This window comes from Nocardiopsis eucommiae (assembly GCF_965344335.1).
Taxonomy (GTDB): domain Bacteria; phylum Actinomycetota; class Actinomycetes; order Streptosporangiales; family Streptosporangiaceae; genus Nocardiopsis; species Nocardiopsis eucommiae.
In genome coordinates this window covers 12,552-37,969 of record NZ_CBDRIY010000045.1, presented here as the reverse complement: position 1 = coordinate 37,969, position 25,418 = coordinate 12,552, and the positions used below count along the sequence as shown (strand labels likewise).

General features: G+C 71.6%; 22 protein-coding genes. 11 read left to right on the top strand and 11 right to left on the bottom strand.

Annotation, left to right across the window (positions count from 1 at the left end; all coding sequences use genetic code 11):
- The first annotated feature begins 75 nt into the window (after window positions 1-75).
- The 5 genes from ACRWK8_RS23130 to ACRWK8_RS23110 all read left to right on the top strand — a co-directional run bounded on the left by ACRWK8_RS23130 (window position 76) and on the right by ACRWK8_RS23110 (window position 3,124).
- On the top strand, window positions 76-1,494 hold the full coding sequence (locus ACRWK8_RS23130; protein ID WP_378748035.1) for a zinc-dependent metalloprotease: 1,419 nt from the start codon (window positions 76-78) through the stop codon (window positions 1,492-1,494).
- Window positions 1,495-2,052, top strand: coding sequence for an NUDIX hydrolase (locus tag ACRWK8_RS23125; RefSeq protein ID WP_431872854.1), 558 nt, complete (start codon window positions 1,495-1,497; stop codon window positions 2,050-2,052).
- A gap of 112 nt (window positions 2,053-2,164) precedes the next feature.
- The gene (locus tag ACRWK8_RS23120; RefSeq protein ID WP_378748027.1) at window positions 2,165-2,536 is read left to right on the top strand and encodes a hypothetical protein; all 372 of its coding nucleotides are present in this window, start codon (window positions 2,165-2,167) and stop codon (window positions 2,534-2,536) included.
- Window positions 2,537-2,612: 76 nt separating this feature from the next.
- The gene (locus ACRWK8_RS23115; RefSeq protein WP_431872851.1) at window positions 2,613-2,867 is read left to right on the top strand and encodes a type II toxin-antitoxin system Phd/YefM family antitoxin; all 255 of its coding nucleotides are present in this window, start codon (window positions 2,613-2,615) and stop codon (window positions 2,865-2,867) included.
- On the top strand, window positions 2,864-3,124 hold the full coding sequence (locus ACRWK8_RS23110) for a Txe/YoeB family addiction module toxin (protein WP_431872849.1): 261 nt from the start codon (window positions 2,864-2,866) through the stop codon (window positions 3,122-3,124). The genes ACRWK8_RS23115 and ACRWK8_RS23110 overlap by 4 nt, the downstream gene beginning before the upstream one ends.
- Window positions 3,125-3,127: 3 nt before the next feature.
- Here ACRWK8_RS23110 and ACRWK8_RS23105 read toward each other — a convergent pair whose 3' ends face one another.
- The 6 genes from ACRWK8_RS23105 to ACRWK8_RS23080 form a co-directional block, all read right to left on the bottom strand.
- The gene (locus ACRWK8_RS23105) at window positions 3,128-3,691 is read right to left on the bottom strand and encodes a M48 metallopeptidase family protein (RefSeq protein ID WP_378748024.1); all 564 of its coding nucleotides are present in this window, start codon (window positions 3,689-3,691) and stop codon (window positions 3,128-3,130) included.
- Between the two features lie 274 nt (window positions 3,692-3,965).
- Complete coding sequence (locus ACRWK8_RS23100; RefSeq protein ID WP_378748017.1) at window positions 3,966-4,124, bottom strand: hypothetical protein; 159 nt, start codon at window positions 4,122-4,124, stop codon at window positions 3,966-3,968.
- A 38-nt stretch (window positions 4,125-4,162) separates the two neighbouring features.
- Window positions 4,163-4,441 carry a WhiB family transcriptional regulator gene (locus tag ACRWK8_RS23095; protein WP_378748014.1) on the bottom strand — a complete coding sequence of 93 codons (279 nt, stop codon included), beginning with the start codon at window positions 4,439-4,441 and terminating at the stop codon, window positions 4,163-4,165.
- Between the two features lie 204 nt (window positions 4,442-4,645).
- The gene (locus ACRWK8_RS23090; protein ID WP_378748009.1) at window positions 4,646-4,996 is read right to left on the bottom strand and encodes a hypothetical protein; all 351 of its coding nucleotides are present in this window, start codon (window positions 4,994-4,996) and stop codon (window positions 4,646-4,648) included.
- A 205-nt stretch (window positions 4,997-5,201) separates the two neighbouring features.
- On the bottom strand, window positions 5,202-6,089 hold the full coding sequence (tesB, locus tag ACRWK8_RS23085; protein ID WP_378748005.1) for an acyl-CoA thioesterase II: 888 nt from the start codon (window positions 6,087-6,089) through the stop codon (window positions 5,202-5,204).
- Window positions 6,082-8,187, bottom strand: a complete 2,106-nt coding sequence (locus ACRWK8_RS23080; RefSeq protein ID WP_431872846.1) for an ATP-dependent DNA helicase UvrD2 — start codon at window positions 8,185-8,187, stop codon at window positions 6,082-6,084. The genes tesB and ACRWK8_RS23080 overlap by 8 nt, the downstream gene beginning before the upstream one ends.
- Before the next feature lie 298 nt (window positions 8,188-8,485).
- Here ACRWK8_RS23080 and ACRWK8_RS23075 point away from each other — a divergent pair, with 298 nt between their 5' ends.
- Both ACRWK8_RS23075 and ACRWK8_RS23070 read left to right on the top strand, forming a co-directional pair.
- Window positions 8,486-8,746: a mycoredoxin gene (locus ACRWK8_RS23075; protein WP_431872859.1), complete on the top strand. Its 261-nt coding sequence runs from the start codon at window positions 8,486-8,488 to the stop codon at window positions 8,744-8,746.
- 143 nt (window positions 8,747-8,889) lie between these two features.
- Window positions 8,890-9,345, top strand: coding sequence for an ANTAR domain-containing response regulator (locus ACRWK8_RS23070; protein ID WP_378747982.1), 456 nt, complete (start codon window positions 8,890-8,892; stop codon window positions 9,343-9,345).
- A 194-nt stretch (window positions 9,346-9,539) separates the two neighbouring features.
- On the opposite strand, the gene nudC is transcribed toward ACRWK8_RS23070, so the two are convergent.
- Window positions 9,540-10,490 carry an NAD(+) diphosphatase gene (gene nudC, locus ACRWK8_RS23065; RefSeq protein WP_378747979.1) on the bottom strand — a complete coding sequence of 317 codons (951 nt, stop codon included), beginning with the start codon at window positions 10,488-10,490 and terminating at the stop codon, window positions 9,540-9,542.
- 128 nt (window positions 10,491-10,618) lie between these two features.
- A complete protein-coding gene (locus ACRWK8_RS23060) occupies window positions 10,619-12,001 on the bottom strand; it encodes a dipeptidase (protein ID WP_431872843.1) in 1,383 nt (460 codons plus the stop codon).
- A 342-nt stretch (window positions 12,002-12,343) separates the two neighbouring features.
- On the opposite strand from ACRWK8_RS23060, the gene ACRWK8_RS23055 reads away from it, so the two are divergent.
- From ACRWK8_RS23055 to ACRWK8_RS23045, 3 genes are all read left to right on the top strand, one after another.
- Window positions 12,344-12,826 carry an SRPBCC family protein gene (locus ACRWK8_RS23055; protein ID WP_378747967.1) on the top strand — a complete coding sequence of 161 codons (483 nt, stop codon included), beginning with the start codon at window positions 12,344-12,346 and terminating at the stop codon, window positions 12,824-12,826.
- Window positions 12,827-13,016: 190 nt separating this feature from the next.
- Window positions 13,017-13,553 carry an EF-hand domain-containing protein gene (locus ACRWK8_RS23050; protein WP_378747963.1) on the top strand — a complete coding sequence of 179 codons (537 nt, stop codon included), beginning with the start codon at window positions 13,017-13,019 and terminating at the stop codon, window positions 13,551-13,553.
- Window positions 13,554-14,129: 576 nt separating this feature from the next.
- Window positions 14,130-15,443 carry an HNH endonuclease signature motif containing protein gene (locus ACRWK8_RS23045; protein WP_431872840.1) on the top strand — a complete coding sequence of 438 codons (1,314 nt, stop codon included), beginning with the start codon at window positions 14,130-14,132 and terminating at the stop codon, window positions 15,441-15,443.
- Window positions 15,444-16,092: 649 nt separating this feature from the next.
- On the opposite strand, the gene ACRWK8_RS23040 is transcribed toward ACRWK8_RS23045, so the two are convergent.
- Window positions 16,093-17,136, bottom strand: a complete 1,044-nt coding sequence (locus tag ACRWK8_RS23040) for a zinc-binding dehydrogenase (RefSeq protein ID WP_431872838.1) — start codon at window positions 17,134-17,136, stop codon at window positions 16,093-16,095.
- A 133-nt stretch (window positions 17,137-17,269) separates the two neighbouring features.
- Here ACRWK8_RS23040 and ACRWK8_RS23035 point away from each other — a divergent pair, with 133 nt between their 5' ends.
- The gene (locus tag ACRWK8_RS23035; RefSeq protein WP_431872836.1) at window positions 17,270-18,193 is read left to right on the top strand and encodes a helix-turn-helix transcriptional regulator; all 924 of its coding nucleotides are present in this window, start codon (window positions 17,270-17,272) and stop codon (window positions 18,191-18,193) included.
- A gap of 68 nt (window positions 18,194-18,261) precedes the next feature.
- Here ACRWK8_RS23035 and ACRWK8_RS23030 read toward each other — a convergent pair whose 3' ends face one another.
- Window positions 18,262-21,939 carry an ATP-dependent helicase gene (locus ACRWK8_RS23030; RefSeq protein ID WP_431872834.1) on the bottom strand — a complete coding sequence of 1,226 codons (3,678 nt, stop codon included), beginning with the start codon at window positions 21,937-21,939 and terminating at the stop codon, window positions 18,262-18,264.
- The gene (locus ACRWK8_RS23025; protein WP_431872857.1) at window positions 21,932-25,369 is read right to left on the bottom strand and encodes an ATP-dependent helicase; all 3,438 of its coding nucleotides are present in this window, start codon (window positions 25,367-25,369) and stop codon (window positions 21,932-21,934) included. Before ACRWK8_RS23025 ends, ACRWK8_RS23030 begins: the two co-directional genes overlap by 8 nt.
- Window positions 25,370-25,418 lie beyond the last annotated feature (49 nt).

Below are 25,418 nucleotides of genomic sequence, written 5' to 3'. Positions count from 1 at the left end.
TTCGGTATTCACTCCGGGCGACTCCCAGCTAACGTGACAGTGGAGACCAAACCTAATCCTGCCTGAGGTCTGATTGTGAGCGACCTGCCTTTCGGTTTCAGCATGCCGAACGATCCCGATGACGAGTCCGGACGCCGTTCAGGCGACTCCGGCTCGGGTGCCGGCAGCGGCGGCCCGGGCGGGGGGAACCCCGGAACACCGGACGGATTCCCGTTCGGCGACCCGCAACAGATGGCCAACATGCTCCGCCAGTTCGCGGACATGATGTCGTCCCAGCCCGCCCCCGGTGCGCCGGAGGCCGGTCAGACGTCCCCGACGTCCGGCATCAACTGGGACATGGCCAAGAACATCGCGCGGCACGCGGTCTCCCAGAAGGGGGACCCGAGCGTGCCGCCCGCCGACTACGCCCGGATCGAGGAGGCGCTGCGCCTCGCCGACCTGTGGCTCGACCAGGCTACCGACCTCCCCTCGGGGCTCCAGACCGCCCAGGCCTGGAGCAGGTCGGAGTGGATCGAGAAGACGATGGACTCGTGGGCGCAGCTGTGCGACCCACTGACCGCCAAGACGGTCCAGGCCATGGGGCAGAACCTCCCCGAGGAGATGGCTTCCATGGCAGGTCCGCTGCTGGGGATGATCCAGCAGATGGGCGGCATGATGGTCGGCCAGCAGGCCGGTCAGGCCATCGGTGAGCTGGCCCAGGAAGTGATCGGAACCACCGACATCGGCCTGCCGCTGGCCGGTGAGGGCAACGCCGCCCTGCTTCCCTCGGGGGTGGCCCGCTTCAGTGAGGGCCTGGAGATCCCCGAGGACGAGGTGCGCCTGTACCTCGCCGCCCGTGAGGCGGCCGTGCACCGCCTGTACTCGCACGTGCCGTGGCTGCGTTCCCACGTGTCCCGGCTGGTCGAGGAGTACGCGGCCGGGATGTCGTTCGACGTCAGCGGCCTGGAGGACAAGCTCGGCGGGATCGACCTCTCGAACCCGGAGGCGCTCCAGGAGGCCATGTCCGGCGGGCTGGGCGCCGAGGGGCTGCTCCAGCCGGAGGACACCCCCCAGCAGAAGGCCGCGCTCAAGCGGCTGGAGACCACTCTCGCCCTGATCGAGGGCTGGGTGGCGACCGTGGTGTCGTCGGCCGTGTCCGAGCGCCTGCCGCAGTCGGGTGCGCTCGCGGAGACCACCCGGCGCCGCCGCGCCACCGGTGGGCCCGCCGAGCACACCTTCGCCGCCCTGGTCGGCCTGGAGCTGCGTCCGCGCCGTCTGCGCGAGGCCGGAGCCCTGTGGACGGCCCTGGAGGAGGCGCGTGGCGTGGAGGGCCGGGACGCCGTGTGGCAGCACCCGGACCTCATGCCCACCGCCGACGACCTGGACGACCCGGACGCCTTCGTGCACGGGCGCGGCGAGTTCGAGGGCACGGACTTCGACATCTCGTCGCTGACCGACCCGGACGGCTCCGAGCGGCCCCGGCCCGGCGACGACGAGGACGAGGACGGCAAGTAGGTGACTCTGCACGCCGACGCGCGGGCGGTGCTGGACGCGTGGACCGCGCCCGACACCGGCCAGGAGGAGCTGCGCCGCTCCTACCTGGACCACCTGGACGCCCATGGTGACGCCATGTGGCGTACCTGCCTGCCCGGGCACCTGACCGCGAGCGCCGCGATCGTCTCCGCCGACGGTTCCCGTGTGGCCCTGGTGCTGCACCGGGTCCACCGGATGTGGTTGCAGACCGGCGGCCACTGCGAGACCGAGGACACCACCCTGGGCGGCGCGGCGCTGCGGGAGGCCACCGAGGAGTCCGGGATCCGGGATCTGGCCCTGCTTCCGGAGCCGGTGCGGCTGGACCGCCACGCGGTGCCGTGCGGCGGGGGCAGTCTCCACCTGGACGTGCAGTACGCCGCGGTGGCTCCGGCCGACGCCGTGCTGGTCCGGGACCCGGACGAGTCCGCGGGACTGGACTGGTTCCCGGTGGGGTCCCTCCCCGAGCCCAGTGACGACTCCGTCCGGGCCCTGGTGGACGCCGCCGTCCACGCGCACCGGCGGGCCACCGCCGCGAACTGAACCACGAGAGGCCCGCCGGAGGAGATCCGGCCGGGCCTCTCGTGGTGTGCGTCCCCCACGGCCCGACGGAACGGATGACCATGAACCACCGGCCCCCTGTGAGGCGTTCGCCGTGTCCCTGATCACCGTGGTCGGCATGCTGGGCGGGCTGGTCCTGGTGCTGCTGGCCAAACGGGTCCGCAAGGCGGCCGAACGGCTGCTGGCCGACGAACGCGCCGGGCTGGTCGGTCCGCAGGAGGTGGCCCGCGCCCGGGTGGAGCAGAAGCGGCGCTCGCTGCGGCTGGGGCAGGGCGTCTGCGGGTTCATGGGGATCCTGCTGGTCGCGGTCCTGGGCCGTGCCGCCGTCTCCGGCGAGTGGGGCGGGACCACCACCTACTACGCCGCCGTGTTCGGGGTGCTGCTCGTGGTGAGCGCCGTGGTGCTGGCCCGTGTCGCCGCGGACGTCAGGGCCGCCGAACGCGAGCTCGACGCTCCCGGCGGCTGAGGGCGCGCCCGCGCCGCCGATGTACAACTTCCTGTACATTAAAGTGAGATCTTCGCTCTGGCGCCCAGGAGGAACCGTGACCAAGACGATCACCTACTCCGAGTCCCGTGCCCACTACGCGGCCACCATGGACGCGGTCGTCAACGACCGTGAGGAGGTCATCATCACCAGAGCCGGACACGAGCCGGTCGTGATGATGGCCCTGTCCGAGTACGAGTCACTCAGAGAGACCGCCTACCTCCTCCGCAGCCCCGAGAACGCCCGCCGCCTGATCGACGCCATCGAGCAGGTGGAGTCCGGGCACGGAATAGAGCGGGGCCTGGCCGAATGAAGCTCGTCTGGGCGGAGAACGCCTGGGAGGACTACGTCTGGTGGCAGGGCCAGGATCGCAAGGTCCTGAAACGCATCAACGCCCTCATCAAGGACATCGACCGGAACGGCAACGAGGGCATGGGGAAACCCGAACCCCTGCGCCACGGGTTCCACGGCTACTGGTCGCGCCGCATCACCGACGAGCACCGTCTCGTCTACCGCCTGCACGAGGACGAGATCCGCGTCGTCGCCTGCCGATACCACTACGGCAAGTAGCCCCTACTCCTCGAAGGCGACCTCATCGGCTTCGAGGACCTCGTCCGGGTCCTCGTCGTCGTGGTCGGAGCGGCTGCCGGCGCTGAACCCCTCCAGGTAGCCGCGGGCGCGGTCGGCCTTGGGGTAGCGCCGGACCAGGTCCCAGAAGTCGCGGCCGTGGTGCGGGATACGCAGGTGGGCGAGTTCGTGGACGAGGACGTAGTCCACCACCCACGAGGGCATCCCCGCGACGCGACGGGAGATGCGGATGGTGCGGGTGTCCGGCGTGCAGGAACCCCAGCGGGAGTTCTGGTTGTCGACCCAGCGGACGCTGTCCGGGAGGTGGGTGCCGTCCAGGTAGCGTTCGGCCAGCTCGACGGCGCGCTCCTGGAGCTCGCGGTCACCGGGGTGTCTGCGGCCCTCCCGGGCCCGGAGCTTTTGCAGCATCTGGTCCACCCAGCGCTTTTCCTCTGCGCGGGAGAACGTCGCGGGCACGAGGACGACCGTGGTGTCCCCGTCCCTGTAGGCCGACACGGTGCGGCGGCGACGAGGACTGCGTCGTACCTCGACTTTGGTGTTCGAGGGCACAGTGTTTACGGTATCCGAGGTGGGCCTTCTCGAACAGGTGTGAGTTGTCCGGATATGTGATTTCTTTCGCGCCGTGTCCGACCCGGGCGTTCGGGGGCGGATTCGGGCCCCCGACACGGATTCCCCTCTGACCAGGGGCCTTCGGAGCTGGTGAGACAGGACACACGTGGACCGGCTCCGGGACCTCCTGCTGGTTTTGGTTACACAAACGAGACCGAACGGCGCGCTCCAGGCGCCCTTCGGTCTCGTTCGTTCACTCACTCGTCAGTCCGCGTCAACATAGCCTTGACCACGCGATTTCCATGATCGCCTGCTCCGCACGACGCTCCTCGCGCTGCCGGGCGCGCAACTGCCGGGCGCCGAGTCGTCTGATCTGACGGTCGCGGGGCTCCTCGTCGGTGCGCTCCACCATCCGCATGAGTTCCTGCATCATCGTTTCGAGTCCTTCGGGTTCGTGGGTGCTTGGGGTGTTCAGGCCGCGACGGGCGCGGGGTTCTTGCGGGGACGGCCACGGGGGCGCTTGCGCGCCACCACCTGGCCGGAGACGAGCAGCTGCCCGCCCCAGACGCCCCACGGCTCACGCCGCTCGAGCGCGTCCGCCAGGCACTGCTCCCGAATGGGGCAGGAACCACAGATCGCCTTGGCCGCCTCGACCTCCGCGGGCGACTCCGCGAAGAACAGGTCCGGCTCCCTACGGCAGGGGATTTCGACCTCGCCCAACTGGGGCGTTTCCAGGACCGACGCGAGCATCGGTGCCCTCCAAGATCTTTGATCGTTCGTACAACGCGGTCGGTGTTCGGTCACCGGAACGAATCCGGTGAGGGACCTGGACTTGCGATGCCGCCGCCTGCTCCCGCGTCCCTGGGGGACGGAGAACGAACGGAGATACAAAGAAAGCCGCGGCCCCTGTGTCGGGGTCCGCGGCCACGGTCGAGGATCTCGGCCTGTGCTGCTCTAGGCCGGAATCTTCCGTGGACACTCTCCCGATGCGCCATAGCGCGGGGTTTCGTGCGATGCCTCGTTGACGCCAACGGTGAACTTGCCGCGATCAAGGGCAGGCTCGGACTCGTGGCGCGGCTCGCCGATGACGCCGGACTCGGACACACCGGTCCCCTGGAAAGCCAGGCCGGATCCAATGAGCTGGACCATGCCGAGGGACTGGATGCCGTTCTGGGCGCTCGGACGACCGCCGATGGTGCTACCGCTCAGGCCGATGCCCGACACGACTCCTGTCGGGAACGGACGCCAAGCGGCCTCGGCAGCGAGGGACAACGTGGTCATCGAGTTCATCTCCGTGGTGGTCATTTGATCGGGCACCTCCTTCAAAGTCGGGTACAGGGTCTCGCACCTGTACCGAGAGCGGTTGGTTCGACGTGTACACACTACGGGCCGCCCACAAAGATCGGCAACCTATTTTTGACCTGGGAAAACGTCCGCATCCGGCCAGAGGTCGCCGGGAATGACGAAGGGCCCGGAAGCGTTGCCCCCGAGCCCCGTGAACCGCCTCCGTCTAGGCCCAGCCCTCCGCGTCCACGACGCGGATCATGCCCTCCTGCACCACGGAGCAGACGAGGTGGCCGTCGCGCGTGTAGACCAGGCCGCGCGCCAGGCCCCGGGCGCCCTGGGCGGTCGGGGACTCCTGCGCGTACAGCAGCCACTCGTCGGCGCGGAACGGCCGGTGGAACCACATCGCGTGGTCGAGGCTGGCCATGGCGATCCCCGCGAACGACCTCCCGTGCCGGAGCAGCACGGTGTCCAGCAGCGTCATGTCCGAGGCGTAGGTCATGAGGCACACCTGGGTGAGGCGGTCGTCCGGCAGCTCGCCGTCCACCTTGAACCACACCGGGTTGGTCGCCGTGCGCAGGTCGGGGTCGCGCTCGGCCTCGAACGACATCGCGCCCACGGGACGCATCTCGATGGGGTGCCACTGCACGAAGTTGGGCACCTTCCCGAACGCCTCGCGCAGCCGCTCACGCGTGCTGAGCAGGTCCTCCGGCGGCGGGACGTCCGGCATCGGGATCTGGTGGTCCAGGCCCGGCTCCTCCTTGTGGAAGGAGGCGGAGAGCGTGAATATCGCCTTGCCGTGCTGGACGGCCACGACCCGGCGGGTGGTGAACGAGCGCCCGTCGCGGACCCGGTCCACCTCGTAGACGATCGGCACGGTGGGGTCGCCGGGCCGTATGAAGTAGGCGTGCAGGGAGTGCACGTACCGTTCGGCGGGCACGGTCCGGCCCGCGGCCACGAGCGCCTGCCCGGCGACCAGTCCTCCGAAGACCCGCTGCGGTCCCTCCGCCGGGCTGATCCCCCGGAAGATGTTGACCTCGATCCGCTCCAGGTCCAGGACCCTCAGCAGATCGGCCAGCGACTGGCCCCTGAGTTCGGCGTCGTGTTCACTCATCCTCGTCCTCTCCGTCCCCGGCCTCCCCCGCCGGTTCCCTCCCCGCGACCAGCGCGAGCACCGCCTCACCGTAGCGGTCGAGTTTGGCGGGACCCACTCCGGACACAGCCGTGAGCTGGGAGACGCTGGAGGGTTCCTGCTCCGCGATCGCCTGGAGGGTGGCGTCGGTGAAGATCACGTAGGCGGGCACCTTCTGCTCCTGGCAGGTGCGTTTGCGCCAGTCACGCAACCGCTCCAGGAGGGCCTCGTCGTAGGTGGAGGGGCAGTCCACGCACCGGCCCAGCTTGCGTTCGGTGGCGTCGGAGAGCACGTTCGAGCAGACCCGGCAGCGCGCCGTCCCTCCCTTCCGGCGGTCGCGGCGGTTGGCGGTGGAGGGCGAGGCCGGGCGCAGGCCGTCGAGGAAACGGGAGGGCTTGCGGGACTTGCGGCCGCCCGGGGAGCGCGACAGGGACCAGGACATGGCCAGGTGCTCGCGGGCGCGGGTGACCCCCACGTAGAAGAGTCGGCGCTCCTCCTCCACCTGTTCGTCGGTCTCCGCGTAGATGATCGGGATCATGCCCTCGGTGAGGCCCACGAGGAAGACCGCGTCCCACTCCAGGCCCTTGGCGGAGTGCAGGGAGGCGATGGTCACGCCCTCGAACCCGGGAGCGTGTTCGGTGGCCATGCGCGTCTCCAGCTCCTCGACGAACGTGCCCATGGTGGCGGCGCGTCCGTCGGGTCCCGGTGTGGCCGCCATGTCCTCCGCCAGCTGGGCGAGCGCGGACAGCGACTCCCAGCGCTCCCGGGCCTGGCGGCCCTCGGGCGCGCTGTCGGTGAGGCCCATCTGGGCGAGCAGGCCGCGCACCGTCGCGACCAGGGGTTCGGCCACCTCGTCGGCGGCGGCGTGCCGGGCCCCGCGCAGGGTGTGCACGGCCTGTTTGATCTCGGGGCGCTCGAAGAAGCGGGTGGTGCCGCGCACGGTGAACGGGACGCCCTCGTCCGCCAGCGCCTGCTCGTAGGAGGCCGACTGCGAGTTGGTGCGTACGAGCACCGCGATCTGGCTGGCCGGGGTGCCGTCCTCCAGCAGGACGCTGATCTTGCGGGCGACCCCGGTCGCCTCGGCGGGCTCGTCGTCGTACTCCTGGTACAGGGGGTCCGGCCCCTCGGGGCGCTGTGCCTGGAGGGTGAGGTGGTTGGCGGACGTGGTGTCCCTGGCCTGCGCGATGACGTGGTTGGCCACCCGGACCACCTGGGGCGTGGAGCGGTAGTCGCGGACCAGCCGGACGACGGTGGCGTGCGGGTACCGGTTGGCGAACCCGGTGAGGTAGCTGGGGGTGGCCCCGGCGAACGAGTAGATGGTCTGGCTCGGGTCGCCCACCACGCACAGGTCGTCGCGGTCACCCAGCCAGGCGTCCAGGAGGAGTTTCTGGAGGGGGTTGACATCCTGGAACTCGTCCACGACGAAGTACCGGTACTGGTCGCGGACCCGCTGGGCGATGGCCGGGTACTCGGTGATCATCCCGGCGGTGAGTTCCAGCATGGACTCGAAGTCGAGGAGGTTGTGCTCGCGGCACAGCTCCTCGTAGGCCTCGAAGACCCGGGCGACCTCGCCGGCGTTCATGGGGGCCTGCCGTCCGGACTTGGCCACGGCCTTGTCGTAGTCGCTGGGCCGCACCTGGGTGACCTTGGCCCACTCGATCTCGCTGGCGAGGTCGCGCAGTCCGAGCCGGTCCGGCTGCTGGCCCACCGAGTTGGCGGCGCGTGCCACCACGGAGAGCTTGCTCTCGATGAGCTTGGGCTTCTCCCCGCCGATCACCTGCGGCCAGAAGAACCCGAGCTGACGCAGGGCGGCCGCGTGGAAGGTGCGGGCCTGGACCCGGGGGGCGCCCAGGGAGCGGAGCCGACCGCGCATCTCCCCGGCGGCGCGGGCGGTGAAGGTGACCGCCAGGATCTGCTGTTCGGAGACGACCCCGCTGGCCACGGCGTGCGCGATCCGGTGGGTGACGGCCCTGGTCTTCCCCGTTCCGGCACCGGCGAGGATGCACACGGGGCCGCGCAGTGCGCGCGCCGCCTCGGTCTGTTCCGGGTCCAGTCCCTCCAGGACGCGGTCGGGGTCCATGGTGCTCCTGAATCTGGTTGGGGAGGCTGCGTCCGCCGGGGCGGCTGACTCGCCGTGGGCGCACAGTCTCTCAAGTATCGGTCGTCACCGGGAGCGGATGGGCCGGGCTCCCGGGTGTCGGCGGCGACGCTCTCCGGAGCTGCGCGAACAGTCCGGGTGACACATTCCAGAACCAGGAGGCCCTGTGAGGCGTCCCACGTTGTGTCGATCGGTCATGGGAAGTGGCGGGACCCCCTTGGTGTTGGAATGGGGGTACTGATCCCCGAACATGACCGTCGACCAGGAAGACGTGAGCGAGATGACGAGTACGGGCACCGAACGATTCACGATGTACAGCACCCCCTGGTGCGGGTACTGCAGGCGCCTCAAGAGCCAGCTCTCCCGTGAGGGCATCGCGGTGCGCGAGGTGAACATCGAGGAGAATCCGGAGGCCGCGGAGTACGTCATGAAGGTCAACAACGGGAACCAGACGGTCCCGACGGTGGTCTTCAGCGACGAGACCGCGATGACCAACCCGTCCCTCGCTCAGGTGAAGAAGAAGTTGGCCGAGCTGTCCTGAGGACGAACGGCGCGGGCCGCCCTGGTGCGGCCCGCGCGGCGGGACCCCCTCCCCCAGGGGGCGGACACCCCCGAGTTCCCTACGGCGGCGAGGCCGGCACCGTAGCGCGGACGATGACGGGGAGTGTTGAGTTGGGGGACGATATGAGGCCTCATGACGTGGCGGTCACCGACACGGTGACCGTCGAAGTGGTGCGGCGCACCCCGAACGGGTGGCGCGTGGGTACCGAACAGCACGGGCACGATGCGCCTGACCTGGTCAGCGCCATGGTCCTGGCGGATCTCCTCACCTCCGAGGCGGGGACCGGGCGTCCCCGCACGCAGGCGCCCGGTCGGGCCCCGGAGGGGGCCACCGAGGTGGAGCGGCTGCGGCACACGATCACGCAGCTGGAGCACGCGCTGCACTCGCGGGTCGTGGTGGAGCAGGCCATCGGCGTGCTCGCCGAGCGGCACACGATGCCGCCGCGCGAGGCGTTCGAGAGACTGCGTTCGTCGGCGAGGTCACGTGGCAGGAAGGTCGCCGACCTGGCGCAGGACGTGGTGGACAGCAGTACGAGTCCGCTGACCGTCCTTCCGGACGAGCTGACGGGGACCGGTTGAACGGCTCCGGGTGAGTGCGGTCGCGCGGGTCCCCCGGATCGGGGTCCGAGGGCGCGGACCCGAGGGTGCGAGTCGCGGGTACGGGCCGCGGGTGCGGATCGCGGGTACGGGCCGCGGGCGTCCGGTGCGGGGGGACGGACGGCCCGCGGTACCGGTCCGCCCGTCGGACGCCGTGACGGTTCCGCCTCCCCCGCTCACCAGCCTCCGGGCAGCTCCGCGCCGTACCAGTGCTCGATCAGCGTGCGGGCGATGGAGACCCGCCCGGGAAGGCTGACCTCCTCGGAGTGCACGGCCTCGGCCAGGGCGGCCCGGCTGAACCAGCGCGTCTCCGCGATCTCGTCGTCGGTGCGCTCGGTCTCACCCACCGCGCGTGCGGTGTACCCCATCATGAGGCTGCGCGGGAACGGCCAGGGCTGGGAGGTCACGTAACGCGGCGACTCCACGACCACGCCCGCCTCCTCCGCGACCTCGCGGATCACGGCCTGTTCCAGGGACTCGCCCGCGTCGACGAACCCGGCCAGGACGGAGAAGCGGTTCGCGTCCCAGTGGGGGTTGTTGCCCAGCAGGCACTCCTCCTGACCGTCGCGTTCGCGGTGCACCAGCATGATCACGGCCGGGTCCATCCGGGGGAACTGCTCGGTCCCCTCCTCCTCGCAGACGCGGACGTGCCCGGCCTTCTCGATGCGTGTGCGGGAACCACAGCGGGGGCAGAAGCCGTGGCTGGCGTTCCAGTTGGCGAGGGCGATGGCCCTGGTGAAGAGGCCGGTGTCGTGGTCGCTGAGGATCGCGCCGACCTCGCGCAGGGAAGCAGGTTCCGCGACGGGGTTGGCGGACAGCTCCTGGTGGGAGCGGACCGCGAAGTAGGCGCGGTGACCGTCGCTGCCCAGGAGGTAGCGCTCGCCCGGGGGCGCGTGGTGGGGGTCGGTCAGGACCAGTTCCCGGGTCTCACCGGTCGTGACGAGGGCCCGGGACTGCTTGGCCATGAGCGCGTGCCAGCCGTAGCTGCCCGGTTCACCGCCCTCCAGGACGAGCACGCGGGTGCCGGGATCGGCCCAGGCGGCCGCGAGCCAGGCGTCGTCCCCACGCCGGTGTCCGGCGGGGTCGACGGTCGATCGGGCGAGCAGGGGTGTGGCTTCGGTTTCCATGGGACCTTCCGACGTGGTGGTTCTCCCCCAGGTGTAACGCCTTCGGGGGGTCCGCGCACTCCCGTTGGGCAAACCCGCGCGGCCGCCGCGTGGCCGCGGCGGCCGCGGACGGAGACGGGCGCGGGGGCTCAGGCGTTCCGGGCGGCGCCGAGCTCCTCCCACAGGTAGGCGACGCTCTCCGCGCCCTTGAGCAGGAGCGGCGTCTCGACCTTCTCGTTGGGGGCGTGGATCCGGTCCTCGTTGAGGCCCACGGCCACGAACACCAAGGGCGCGTCGAGGATGTCCGCGATGTCGGCCTCGGGTCCGCTGCCGCCCTCACGGGTGAAGAGGACCTCCTTGCCGAAGGCGCGCCCCATGGCGGAGCGGGCGGCCCGCAGCGCGGTGGAGGACAGGTCCGAGGCGCAGGCGCGCACGCCCGGGCCGCCGAACTCCAGTTCGGCGCGGACGCCCTCGGGGGTGGCGGCCTCCACGTACGCGCGGACGCGGTCCTGGATCTCCAGGGGCTCCTGGCCGGGGACCAGACGGAAGCTGATCTTGGCGTGGGCGGAGCGGGGGACGATGGTCTTGCCGCCCGCGCCGGTGTGCCCGCCCCACATGCCGTTGATCTCGGCGGTGGGCCGCAGCCAGACGCGCTCCAGGGTGCTGTACCCCTTCTCTCCGCGCGCGGCGGTGGAGGCGGCGGTGGCCAGCCACTCGGCCTCGTCGAAGGGCAGCCTGGCGATGAGCTCGCGCTCCTCGGCGCTGGCCTCGACGACGCCCTCGTAGAAGCCGGGGATCGCGACCCGGTTGTCGGCGTCGTGCAGGCCGGAGAGCAGGTCGCTCATGATCTTGAGCGGGTTGGGGACGGCGCCGCCGAAGGAGCCGCTGTGCAGGTCGCGCTCGGGGCCGTACAGGCTGATCTCGACGTCGGTGACGCCGCGCATGCCCACGCACATGGAGGGGGTGTCCGCCGCCCACATCGTGGTGTCGGAGATGACCGCGACGTCGCAGTCCAGACGCTCACGGTTGGCCTTCATGAGGTCGGCGAAGTGGACGGAGCCGGACTCCTCCTCACCCTCGACGAGGAACTTGAGGGTGACCGGCGGGGCCTGCGCGCCGGAGGCGGCCAGGGCGGCGCGCACGCCGAGGGCGTGGAAGAGGACCTGGCCCTTGTCGTCGGAGGCGCCGCGCGCGTACAGGGAGGTGCCGCGTTCGGTGGGGACGAAGGGCTCGGTCTCCCACTCGTCGAGGGGGTCCACCGGCTGCACGTCGTGGTGGCCGTAGACGAGCACGGTCGGCGCGGCGGGGTCGGCGGCGGGCCACTCGGCGTACACGGCGGGCAGGCCGGGGGTCTCCCAGACCTCGACGGTGGGGAACCCGGTGGCGGTGAGGTGGTCGGCCAGCCAGCGGGCCGAGCGGCGCACGTCGTCGTGGTGCTCGGGGTCCGCGGAGATCGAGGGGATCGCCAGCCACTCCTTGAGCGAGGAGAGGAACTCGTCCCGGTGGGCCTCGATGTGGGCGCGCGCGTCCATCAGTCGTCCTTGTCCTAGACATCCTTGTCAGGATCGACCTTAGGACCTGGACAAAGAGGACTTGACCCCGCGACTCCTTGTCACGGGGAGCGCACCGGACGGACGATGGTCGTAGACAGTGCGTCCGACGAGGACGAGCGCGTGGACCGCTCTTCCACGCTCCGTCGGACACCACGCGCCGCGACATTCCGCACCGCTCGGTGGAGCACACCGCCCGGTGGAGGGGGAGCCGTCGGTGCCGGTCCGGGCCCGCCGAGCACGGAGGGGCCCGGGGCGGAGCGCTCCGACGAGGCCGAGGCGCCCGGCGCGTGGTGGAGCGCACCACCACGAAGGGATCGACCGATGGCTGTGACCAGTGTTGACAAGGACTTCGAGAACCTGACACTCGCCGTCACCTGCGACCTGACCACCTCAGTGGACCGCGCGTGGGAGCTGTGGTCGGACCCGCGCCAGCTGGAGCGCTGGTGGGGGCCGCCGACCTACCCGGCCACGGTGGACCGGCACGACCTGACGCCCGGAGGTGTGGTCACCTACCACATGACCGGCCCCGAGGGTGACGAGCACCATGGTTGGTGGCAGGTGAAGACGGTGGGCGCGCCCCGCTCGCTGGAGATCACGGACGGTTTCGGGGAGACGCCGGGCGACCCCGGCGACCTGCCCGTCGCCACCATGCGGTTGGACATCAGCGAACGGGGGGACGGCGTCCGCATGGTCGTGCGCACCACCTTCGCGTCCACGGAGGCGATGGAGCGGATGCTGGACATGGGCATGGCCGAGGGCATGCAGGAGGCCATGGGCCAGATCGAGGACGTCCTGGCCTCCTGACCGCACGGATTCGTACCGGCCGCCCCCGCGCCACGACGGCGCGGGGGCGTTCCGTGCCCGGGACCCCGAACTCCGGCCCGGTCAGCGATCCTCGCGGGAACACCCCCGGTGAACAGGGGAACCTTCTACGCTGACCGGGACTCTGAGTCAAGGGGCGGGAGAGGCCCGTCCCACTCGCACAGGAGGCCCCGTGAGCAACGACCCGCAGATCACCGCCAGGTTCGAGGACCTCTTCGACACCCTGGACACCGACGGCGACCAGGCCGTGACCTGGGCGGACTACCAGCGGCTCGTGAACCGGTACCTGACCGGCTACGGCATGGAGGCGTCCGCGCCCCGGGCCGTGGCGATCCAGGAGGCGTACGAGTCCCTGTGGGGCACGCTGGTGCGGACCTCCGCCGAGGTGCGCCTGAACCGCGAACAGTTCGTGGACGCCATGCGGGAGGCCACGGAGGACCGGAGCCGGTGGAACACGGCCGAGGCCGTCGCGGAGGCCGTGTTCGACCTGCTGGACGGGGACGCCGACGGCACCATCAGCCAGGAGGAGTTCCTCGTGTACGCCAAGGCCCTGGGCGCCCGGGAGGAGGACGCCCTCCAGCGGTTCGCGCACGTGGACACCGACGGGGACGGCGACATGAGCCGCGAGGAGTTCGTGCAGTCGGCCCGCCTGTACCTGTTCGGTGACGACGTCGACTCCCCCGGCGGGTTCGTCTTCGGCGTGGTCTAGTTCGTCGGCGGGCGCGCGCCCCGGTCAGGTGGTCCGGTCGGGTGGTCCGCGCCACCCGAGCGGGGCGCGATCTGCTCCGGGGGTTCCCTCTGACACTCCTGGTGGGTGTTCCCTCCTGGTCAGGTGTGGAACGGGCCACGTGTCGCGGCCGGTCAAGGTGCGTAACGAAAAGCGGCAGCGAGGGTGAGCGATGTCCTCGGGTCTGCGATGAACGGTTGACCGTGTCGCGGCCGGACAAGGCGCGTGACGAAAAAGCGGCAGCGATGGTGAGCGGTGTCCCCAGGTCTGAGGCGAACGGTCGCCCGTGTCGCGGCCGATCAAGGTACGTAACGAAAAGCGGCAGCGAGAGAAGCGGTGTCCCCAGGTCTGTGTGGAACGGCTGACCGTGTCGCGGCCGGTCAAGGTGCGTAACGAAAAGCGGCGGCGAGGGTGAGCGCGGGGACTATGTAGCACACTTGTGCGGCCTTTTCAGGGTTATACACAATGACAGATCAGCGATTCATGCTTGCCATCGGAAAGGCTTTTATGACCACTTGGCCATAGCCCACGAAAGAGCGAATGGCTTACTATGGAATTATGAACCTCCTTCCCGCAGTGCCCGCTTCTTCCACCGGGTTGTCCCCGGTGGAGGTGGCCGTGCTCGCTGCCCGGGAAGAGGCCACCGCCTTCTTCTCCCGCGAGCTGGCGCCCGGGTGTGAGGGTGAGGTACTCGACCAGGCCACCCGCCTGTGGGAACACCTGGACCAGATCAAGCACCACATGGCCACGGCTCTGGCCCGTATCGAGGCCAACGGGCAGCTCCTCGGCGAGGGTGGCCAGCGCGACCTGGCCACGTGGATGCGACACTCCTTCGCCATCAGCGCCACGCAGGCCAACGAAATGGCGACCGTGGGGCGCACCGCGATGCGCGGGACTTTCCCGGACACCACCCGAGCCCTGGAAGAGGGTGAGCTTTCCTTCGGGGAAGCCGCAGCGGTGGTGGCCGGAGTGGAGCGGGCGGTGGAGAAAAGGAATTCCACTGACAACCCCGACCCCGTTCTGTTCGCCGCGAAAATGGAACACGGGCTGCTCGCCTTCAAACAGGAACGCCCCAACACCTCCGTGGCGGGTCTGGGCCGGGCCGCCCACCAGATGGGTGCCCGCCTGGACCCGAACCGGGTCGAACGCGACCACGAGGCCGCCCACGCCCAGCGAGGCGCCACCCTGTCGCGGACCTTCGGTGGGAGCTTCCTGTTCCAGGCCTGGGGATCGGCCGCTGACGCGCTGCGGTTGGAAGCGGTCCTGGAGAGCTACGCCAACCCCCACGACACCGACGACGGGCTCTCCCGGGCCCAGCGTGACTATGACGGGTTCATGAACGCGGTGGGGCGGGCGCAGACCCACCAGGAGTGTGAGAAGCCCTCCTCCCCGGCGGCGCTCATCAACATCCTGATCCCCGCGACCACCCTGGCCGGGTGTGTGGGTCAGGACCCGGCCACCACCCAGGACGGGCGGGTGGTCCCCACCAGCGCGGTGCGCGAGCTGCTGGGCGAGAGCGTGGTGCGCCACCTGATGGTGGAGCACCGCACGGGTGCGGTGCTGGACGTGGGACACGAGTACCGGATCGCCACCCCGCAGATCAAGGTGGCCGCGTTCGTGGGACACACCACCTGTGCGTGGCAGCACGGGTGTGACGTCCCGTTGAAGTGGACGCAGGCCGATCACATCGTGGAGTGGTGGCAGGGCGGACGTACCAGCGTCGAGAACATCCAGCCGCTGTGCTCGACCCACAACCGGTTGAAGCACCGGTGGGGGCTACGCAGGGACAAGAGGATGTGGGCCGGCCGCCAGCGAGGCCGATCACCCAGCCCAGCAGGCCCGATACCGGCACCACGCCCGCCCCGCGAATAGCCCCCGGCACCGGACTCCACCGCCATGGGTCCCCGCCCCGAAGCACACGGGGCCCGACCCTGGCACGCCCGCACACCCTTGGCCGAGAGGGAGTCCCGTCATGCCCACACCCCACATCCCCGCCCCGACCTCCACTCACGGCAAGGGGGCCGAAGCGCCGACTCGGGTACACTCCCACCTTCGCCGCCGCAGTTCCGTCATCCTGAGCGACCAGCCGCGACACGAAACACGCTCGGCACAGACCTGGGGACCCACCCACCATCGCCGCCGCAGTTCCGTCAGCCCGAATGACCAGCCGCGACACGAAACACGCTCCACACAGAGCTCGGGTACACGCCCACCATCGCCGCCGCAGTTCCGTCATCCTGAGCGACCAGCCGCGACACGAAACACGCTCGGCACAGACCTGGGGACCCACCCACCATCGCCGCCGCGGTTCCGTTCGGGCGAATGACCGGCCGCGACACGAAACACGCTCCACACAGAGCTCGAGGCCCACCGACCCTCATCGAATCCGTCTCTCCACCTCCGCCAGGCGGACAGAGAAGTCAGCAGGCCAGCAGGGCCAACCCCAGTAGTGCGGGTGACCATGCGACGATCGCCCACACCACCACGACGGAAGCGAACCCCTCTGGCACGGCGGCCGGGGTCAGGGCCGGATGAGGACCTTCAGGCTCCTGCGGTCGTCCATGTCCCGGTAGCCGGCGGGCACGCCGTCCAGGTCGGTGGTGGCGTCGAAGACCCTGCCCGGCTCGATGGTCCCGTCCAGGATGTCGGGCAGCAGCTCCTCGATGTAGGCGCGCACGGGAGCGGGCCCGCCCGCCAGGCGGATGTTGTGCCGGAACAGGCTGGCGAAGCCGACGGGTGCCTGCTCGTACTGCGGGACGCCCACGCGGCTGACCACGCCGCCGGGGCGGACGACGCCGACGGCCTGTTCGTAGGCGGGCATGTGTCCGACCGCTTCGAGGACGGCATGCGATCCGTGGCCGCCGGTGAGCTCGCGGACCCGGGCGATACCCTCCTCACCGCGCTCGGCGACGACATCGGTGGCGCCGAACTCCCGCCCCAGGTCGGTGCGGTCGGTGTGGCGGCCCATGAGCACGATCTGCTCGGCCCCCAGGCGCTTGGCCGAGAGCACGGCCATCAGGCCCACCGCGCCGTCTCCGATCACGGTGACGCTCTGACCAGGAGCCACGTGCGCGGCCCTGGCCGCGTGGTAGCCGGTGCCGAGTACGTCGGCCAGGGTGAGCAGGGAGGGGATGAGCGCCGAGTCGGGCGCGACCGGCAGCTTCACCAGGGTGCCGTCGGCCAGCGGCACACGGACCGCCTCGGCCTGGCCGCCCTCGTCCGCGATGCCGTCCCAGAACCCGGCCTCGTGGTGGGCGCAGGAGGTCTGGAGGTTCTCCCGGCAGAACGCGCACGTGTTGTCGGAGATCGCGAACGGCGAGACGACCAGGTCTCCCCTGGTGAGCGTGGTGACCTCGGACCCGGTGTCCTCCACGACGCCGATGAGTTCGTGCCCCATCCGGGCGGGGCCCTCGGCGGCGGACATGGAGTGGTACGGATGCAGGTCACTGCCGCAGACGCAGGAGGCGGTGATACGGACCAGGGCGTCGGTGGGGTGCTTGATCCGGGAGTCGGGCACGTTCTCGACCCGAACGTCTCCTGCTTGGTACATGAGTGTGGCGCGCATGATCGGTCTCTTTCGGTGGTGCTCTCGCTGTCACCCCCACTCCACCCGTCTCGGCCGTCACGGAGAAGGTCGTGTCAGTGGGGGTACAACCTCAACCCCCCTGACACGCTCACCTGCGCCTATCGTGAACGGCATGGACAACCGCGCGGACATCAGGGGCTTTCTCGCCAGCCGACGGGCCAAGCTGTCCCCGGAACAGGTCGGGCTCCCTCCGGGCTCGCGCCGCCGGGTCCCGGGGCTGCGCCGCGAGGAGGTCGCCGTCCTGGCCGGGGTGAGCATCGAGTGGTACACCCGGCTGGAGAAGGGGCACATCGCGGGCGTGTCCGAGGAGGTTCTCGACGCCGTCGCCCACGCGCTGCGTCTGGACGAGGAGGAGCGCACCCACCTGTTCGACCTGGCCCGCGCCGCGCGCCCGGCGCACCGCAGGGCCACCCGCCGCCGTGAGGTCGCGCTCGCCCCGCCGGTCCAGTGGATGCTGGACTCCATCACGATGTCGGCGGCGTTCGTGCGCAACGGCCGACTGGACGTGGTCGCGACCAACGCCCTGGCGAGGGCGTTGTACGCGCCGATGTTCGACAGCCCGACGACGGCCGCCCACGGGCGGGCCAACTTCGCCCGCTACCACTTCCTCGACCCGGCCTCCCGTGACTTCCTCGTCGACTGGAGGGCGGGGGCGGCGATGACCGTGGCGCTGCTGCGCGCCGAGGCCGGACGTGAGCCCCACGACCAGGGGCTGCGGGAACTCATCGGTGAGCTGTCCACTCTCAGCGACGAGTTCCGTACGCTGTGGGCCTCGCACGACGTGCGCATCCTGCACGGCGGGGTCAAGCGCCTCCACCACCCACAGGCGGGCGACCTGGAGCTGACCTTCCGGTCCCTGGACCTGCCCACGTCCCCGAGGGCGGTGCACGACCTCTCCCTGTACACCGCCGAGCCGGGCACCTCGGACGAGGAACGGCTCAGGCTCCTCGCGAGCTGGGCCGCGCCGGACGCCTTCCACGAACGCGACCAGCAGGGTCCGCTGACCACGCCCGAGAACGGGCCGGGCGGGAACTGACACGCCCCGGCCGCGCCCACCACGACCAGCCCACGCCGGGCCCGGCCGTCGGCCCGGCTCCCCGGTCCTCAGTCGGGTTCGGGGATGGTGGTGATCAGGGCGGCCAACCCGTCCGCGTCCAGCAGGTCGGCGGGGCGCACGGTCTCCCCGGCCCGCACGTAGTGGAACGCGGCGCGGACCTCCTCCAGCTCCACCCCGGCCAGGTCGGCCCAGGCCAGGCGGTAGGCGGCCAGCTGCACGCCGACGGCCCTGCGCTCCACGTCGTTCCCCGGCGGCCGCCCGGTCTTCCAGTCCACGACGTCGTACCGGCCGGTGTCGGCGTCATGGAACACCGCGTCCATGCGTCCCCGGATCAGCCGGTCACCGATGACCGTCTCGAACGGCACCTCGACCTCGGCCGGAATCCGCGCGCCCCACTCGCTCTCCTCGAACCTGCGCTGGAGTTCGGCCAGGTCCTCGTCCTCACCGGCGGTCTCGTCGGCGGCCCCCGGCAGCTCGTCGAGCAACGTGGCGTTGTGGCCGAACCGCCGCTCCAACCACGTGTGGAAGGCCGTGCCCCGGCGTGTGTGCGGCGCGGGCGGCCGTGGCAGGGGGCGGCGGATCTGCCGGGCCAGCGCCGAGGGGTCGCGCGCCAGCCAGACCATGGAGGACACGGAGAGGTGGTCGGGCAGTTCCACCTGCACCGGCCCGTCCCCCGGCCCGACGGCGGCCCGGTCGCGGTGGGCGAGCAGCAGCTCGGTGTCGCGTTCCCAGCCCTGGAGCCTGCGGCGCAGGCCCTCCGGGGTCTTGCTCGGTCCGGTCGGCTTCCCCTCGCGCAGACGCGCGCGGGCCCGCTCGACCAGGTCGGCACCGGCCAGGACCTGGGCCCGGCGGGAGTCGGCGGGGGGCCGCTCCGCATTCGCGTCGGGCTCCGGTGCCGCGCCCGGTGCCGCGCCCGGGTCCGCGTCCGGGGCCGGGTCCGCGTCCGGGGCCGGGTCGGAAGCGGGAGCAAGCTCGGGCACGGCGTCGACGGCCGCGTCGAAGTCGGGCTCCGGCACGTCGTCGAACTCGGGATCGTACTCCGGCTCGTACTCGAAGTCCGGTTCCGGCCCGAACTCGAAGTCGGGCACGGGCTCCGGCACGGTCGGGACCGGCAGCGGCGTCGCGGCGGGCTCGGCGGAACCCGAGACGGCGGGCACGTCCTCGGGGGGCCACACCGCCGAGGACTCCTCCTCGTCGTGCGGGTTGGTGTCCTCCGGGTCCGGCGGCGGGTCCCAGCGCACCACTCCCCCGGCGCCCCGCTCGCAGGCCTCCCGGATCTCCTCCAAAAACTCCGAGGGCCCGCGCGGGGTGCTTCCGGTCCGCCCCCACCAGTGCCCGGTGCACACCAGCTCGTAGGAGGCCCGGGTGACCGCCACGTACGCCAGGCGTCGTTCCTCCATCAGGTGGCGGGCTTCCTCCGCCTCCTTGAACGCGGCGATGTCCTCCTTCTCCACCCCGCGCAGCGTGGGCAGGCTGGAGCGGTCGCCGCGCAGCGGGTACGGCAGCATGTGATCGGCCTTCACCCAGGCCAGGGAGTCGCGCGCCTTGGCGGGGAACAGCGGGGCGCGGGCGCCCGCGCTCACCCCGGGCACGATCACCACGGGCCACTCCAGGCCCTTGGCGCCGTGCATGGTCATGAGCTTCACGCTGTCCGAGCCGCCCACCCGCTCCCCTGGGCTGAGCGCGCTCTCGTTCTCTTCGGCCGCGTTCAGGTAGCCGAGGAAGCTCCCCAGGGTGGGGTCCTCGGAGTTGCCGACGAAACGGACGGCGTGGTCGACGAAGGCGTCCAGGTCGGCGCGGGCCGAGAGGGGGTCGCGGTTGGTGCGCGCGCCCACCTCGATGTCCAGGCCCAGCATCCGCTCGATCTCGGTGATGAGGTCCGGCAGCGGCTGGCCCACGAGTCTGCGCAGGGTGCGCAGCTCCTCCGCGAGACGGCCGAGGCGCTCGTGGGCGGTCTCCGAGTAGTTCTCGGCGGGCCCGGGGTCGTCCACGGCGTCCACGAGGCTGCCGCTCTCCGCGGTCAGGTCCAGGACGGTGCGGCGCAGGAGGTCCTCCGACTCCTCGTGCGCGCCCTCCTCGGCCGCCGGACCGGTGAGGTCGCGGCGGGTGTGCCGGGCCAGCTCCGTGGCACGGGAGCCCAGAGCGGCGAGGTCGCGGGGGCCCAACCGCCAGCGCGGGCCGGTGAGCAGGCGGGCCAGCTCGTTCCCCGCGGAGGCGTCGTGCACCACGCGCAGGGTGGCGATGATGTCGCGGACCTCGGGCACGAGCATGAGCCCGCCCAGTCCGACCACCTCCACGGGGATGCCGCGCGCCTCCAGGGCGTCGCGCAGCGGCGGGAACTGGGACCTCTTGCGGCACAGCACCGCGACGTCGCCGGGGCTGACACCGCCGTCGGGGTCTCCGCCGGACTCGCTCTCGGGCCACACCAGCCCGTCGGGCGCGAACACCTGGCCACCGGGCCGCTCGGCGTCGGCTCCGAGCAGGTCCCGTACGTGGTCGGCGATCCACTCGGCCTCCTCGGTCTCCGTGGCGAACAGCCCCGCGCGTGCCGTGCCGCGCCCCTGCCGTGCCTGGCTGGGGTGCAGCACCGGGACCTCGGCGGCCTCGGCGCGCAGCGGTTCGGAGATGCGTTCGGCCACCCGCAGGACCCGTTCTCCGTTGCGGAAGCTGAAGGTGAGGCGGCGGACGGGGGCGGGGCGTCCGGGCGCGACCGGGAAGTCGGTGGGGAAGCTGGTGAGGTTGGCGGCGATCGCTCCCCGCCATCCGTAGATGGACTGGCAGGGGTCTCCCACGGCGGTCACCGCGTGCCCCTCGCCGAACAGCGCCCGCAGCAGCACGAGCTGGGCGTGGCTGGTGTCCTGGTACTCGTCCAGGAGCACCACGCGGAACCGGCCGCGCTCGATCAGACCGACCTCGGCGTGGTTCTGGGCGATGCGCGCGGCCAGCGCCATCTGGTCACCGAAGTCCATGGCCTCGCGGGCGTGCTTGGCGTGGTTGTAGCGGTCCACCAGCGGGAGCAGCTGTTCGCGGCGGCGCTGGGTGTCCACCAGGTCCCGGGTGGGCTGGGTGGGCTTGCGCGACATCGCGTCCACCCCCGCCTGGATCCACCGGCCGACGCCGCGCACCTGGTCGGTGGTGGTGAGGTGGTCGGAGATCTGCCCGGACAGGTCGAGGACCCTGCGGGTGACGGTGTCCGCGCCGACGTTCACGTGCTCCATGGGGCCGTCGTACTCACCGACGACCCGGGCGGCCAGCTGCCAGGCCTGACCCTCGCTGAGCAGGCGCGACGTGGGTTCGACCGCCTCGCGCAGGGCGTGGTCGGCGACGATGCGCCCGGCGTAGGAGTTGTAGGTGGAGACGGTGGGCTCACCGTCCAGCAGTTCGTCCGGGAACTGCTCGGTGGCGCGCAGCTGCTCCAGGCGCTTGCGCACGCGCTCGGCCAGCTCGGCGGTGGCCTTGCGGGTGAAGGTCAGCCCGAGGACCTGCTCGGGGCGCACGTGGCCGTTGGCGACCAGCCACACGACACGGGCCGCCATGGTCTCACTCTTGCCCGATCCCGCACCGGCGATCACCACTCCGGGCTCCAGCGGCGCCGAGATGACCTGGGCCTGCTCGGCGGTGGGTTCGGGGCGCTTGAGGAGCCGGGCCAGTTCGGCGGGGCTGAAGCGGGGCCTGTGGGGATCGGGGGAACCGGGGGCGGAGGGGGCGGGGATGGGTTCAGACATGTCTGCCCTCGTCCTGGACCGGGCAGCAGGCGCGCACGGCGCACGCGTTGCACCCGGTGTTGCGGGTGGCGGCGAAACGGGCTCCGCCCATGCCGGTGGCGACCTCGCGGACGAGGGTCCCCGCCCATCCGGGGTCGGGGTCCTCGCCCAGCGGGGGCTGGACCTGTTCTCGCGCCTTCTTGCTGAGTGCGGCCTTGCCGACCTGGACGAGGGTGGCACCGCCGGGTTCGGCCAGGCCGAGCTTGGCGAAGGCGCCCCTGAGCACGGCCATCTGGTAGACGCCGAGCTGGGGATGGCGGGCCAGGTCGTCGGCCTTGGTGCCGCCGGTCTTGATGTCCACGACCACGGCGCGGCCCTCGGAGTCGCGTTCGAGGCGGTCCACGCGGCCGGTGATCTCGATCCCGCCCACGTCCACCTTGAAGCCCTCCTCGGTGACGACGAGTTCGCGGTCGTTGGCGGCGTCCCAGGTGATGAACTTGCGGACCATCTCGTCGGCGCGGTCGCGCTGCTTGTCGGACTGCCAGGGGCCGCCGAAGTCGAGGTCGGCCCAGATCTCGTCCATCCGGGCGCCGACCTCCTCGGCGGTGCCGCCCTCCGCCACCAGGACGGCGACGGCGTGCACGACGGTGCCGAGCGCGGAGGCGGAGTCGCCGGAGGACGCCCCGGCGGCGCGCTCCAGGAGCCACCGCAGCTGACAGTTGGTGAAGCTCTCCACCTGGGAGGGGGACACCCGGATGGTGTCCTCGGGGTCGGAGAGGGGCCGGGCGTCGGAGAAGGGGGTGAGCGCGTACCACTCCGCCGGGTCGGCGCCCCGGACGCCCTCCTCGGCCAGGCGGGCCAGATGCCCGGCCGCGGCGGTGCGCAGGGGGTCCGGCGCCTCGGGGTCGGTCACCACCGAGCGCAGGTCCGCGACGAGCGCGGGCAGGGAGAGCCAGCGACGGCCGGTGCTGACCGGCTCCGGGTCGCCCAGGCCCATCTCGTTGAGGAAGCGGGAGGGGCGTTCGTCGGAGTCCTCGCCGCCCACGCAGGTGACGTGCAGGGAGCGGCGGGCCCGGGTGAGGGCCACGTAGAACAGGCGGCGCTCCTCGTCCAGGAGCTTGGAGGCCAGGGCGGCGCCGAAGGAGTCGGCGGAGTGGCTGCCGGAGTCCACCAACTCCTCCACGCCGAGCAGGGATCCGCGCAGCCGCAGGTCCGGCCACTCGCCCTCCTGGGCCCCGGCCACGACCACCAGCCCCCACTCCAGGCCCTTGGAGCGGTGGGCGGTGAGGATGCGCACCGCCTCGCCCTCGGGGGCGCGCTCGGCGAGGCTGTCGCCGGGGATCTCCTGGGCTGCCAGGTCCTCCAGGAACCCGTCCGGGGTGCCCGGGGGCAGACGGTCGCAGTAGCGGGCGGCGCTCTCGAAGAGCGCCACCACGGCGTCGAGGTCGCGGTCGGCGGCGGCGCCCCGTCGGCCCCCGGCCAGGCTGGCGCGCATGAAGCGGTCCGCGAGGCCGCTGTCCCGCCACAGCTCCCAGAGGACCTGTTCGGCGTCGGCCCCCTTGGCGGTCAGCTCCCTGACGGTGCGCAGGGCGTTGGCCACGCGCAGGGCCGGGGCGGCCACGGTCGGGTCCACCAGGGTGAGTTCACCGGGGTCGCGCAGGGCGTCCACGAGGAGCCGTGAGGAGGGCCGGTATCCGGTCTCCCGAGGCTCTTCGGCACTCTCGGTGGCACCTGACGCCCCGTCGGACCCGTTAGCCACGGGTGACCCAGCACCCCCAACAGGCTCAGTGTCTCCAGCGGACCCATCGGACCCGATAGCCACGTTTGGCCCAGCACCCCCAGCGGGCAGGCCCTCAACAACGGGCCCAACGTCCCCAGGGGTCCCTGTGTCAACGGCAGACCCGTCGATCCAGGCCGTCCCAGTAGCCCCAGCGGCTACGTCCTCCCCGGCAAGCACTCCTTCCCCGGTGGGCACACCCTCCCCTGCGGGCTCGGGCGTCCCGGGGGCACCACCGTCGCGGACCCGGTCCAGGTCCAGGCGGCGCAGGGCGCGCACCAGTCGGCGCAGCCGCACCGAGTCCGCCTCCCCGAAGGGGCTCATCAGGAGCTCGCGGGCGGCGTCGTCGTCCAGCTCCTCCGGGCGCAGGCCGTAGCGGATCAGGCCGAGCAGGGGGCGGACGATCGGCTCGGCCGCCACCGGGAGGTCGTCGGAGCCCACGACCACCGGCACGGAGGCGGCGGCGAGCGCGCGCCGCAGCACCGGGAGCTGGCGGCTGGAGGAGCGCACCAGCACGGCCATGTCCGACCACGGCACCCCGTCCACCAGGTGGGCGCGGCGCAGCGTGTCCGCGATGACCGCGGCCTCCTGCGTGGAACTGTCCGCCATCAGGACCTGCACCTCGCCGTCCGGGACGCCCTCGGCCGGGAGGAGGTCGCGGTGGGAGTTGACCCGGCCCCGGGCGGAGGCCACGGCGGGAAGGCGGCGGGTGAGGCCCCGTGAGGCCGCGAGCAGGGTGGCGCCGCTGCGACGGCAGGTGCGCAGCGCCACGACCGGGGCGTCGGTGCGCCGCAGCGTGGGGAAGCGGCGCGGGAAGTCGAGGATGTTGTCCACCTCGGCGCCACGGAAACCGTAGATGGACTGGTCCGGGTCGCCCACCGCGACGAGGTCGCGGCCGTCCCCGGCCAGGGCGCGCAGCAGCTCCTCCTGGGCGGGGTCGGTGTCCTGGTACTCGTCGACGAAGACCACCTCGTGGGCGGCGCGCTCGCGCTCCTGCACCTCGGGGTCGGAGAGCATGTTCGCGGCCACCCGCACGAGCTCGGCGTAGTTGAGGGTGGGGACCGGCGCGATGTCGAACCGGCCGTTCATCCGGGAGAGGAACCCCGCGGCGGCGGTCCAGTCGTCGCGGTCGCGCTCGGCCGCGGCGCGGGCCAGCTCGGCGGGGCCGAGGCCGCGCTCCTGGGCGCGCATGAGGAAGTCGCGCAGCTCCTCCGCGAAGCCGCGTGTCTCCAGGGCCGGGCGCAGCCGCTCGGGCCACGCCCGCGCACCGTCCTCGAACTCCCACTTCAGCAGCTCACGTACTTCCATGAGCTGCTCGGGCCCGGACAGCAGCCGGGGCGGCGCGTCGCCCATCCGCTGGAACTCGCGGCGGATCAGGGCGTAGGCGTAGCTGTGGAAGGTGAGCGCCAGGGGCTCGCGGGTGGTGCGCCGCAGTCGGGCGGTGATGCGCTCGCGCAGCTCCTGGGCGGCCTTGCGGCTGAAGGTGAGCACCAGGATCCGGGAGGGGTCCACGCCCCGGTTGTCGATACGGTCCACCACGGCCTCGACGATGGTGGTGGTCTTGCCGGTCCCGGGGCCCGCCAGGACCAGGAGCGGGCCGCCCGGGTGGTCGACCACGCGCTGCTGGTTCTCGTCCAGCACCGGAGGCGGCAGCACCTGGTGGGCGCGCCGCACAAGACGGTACGGGGATGTGTTCACGCCTCCAGTTCACCAGAGGTCGACG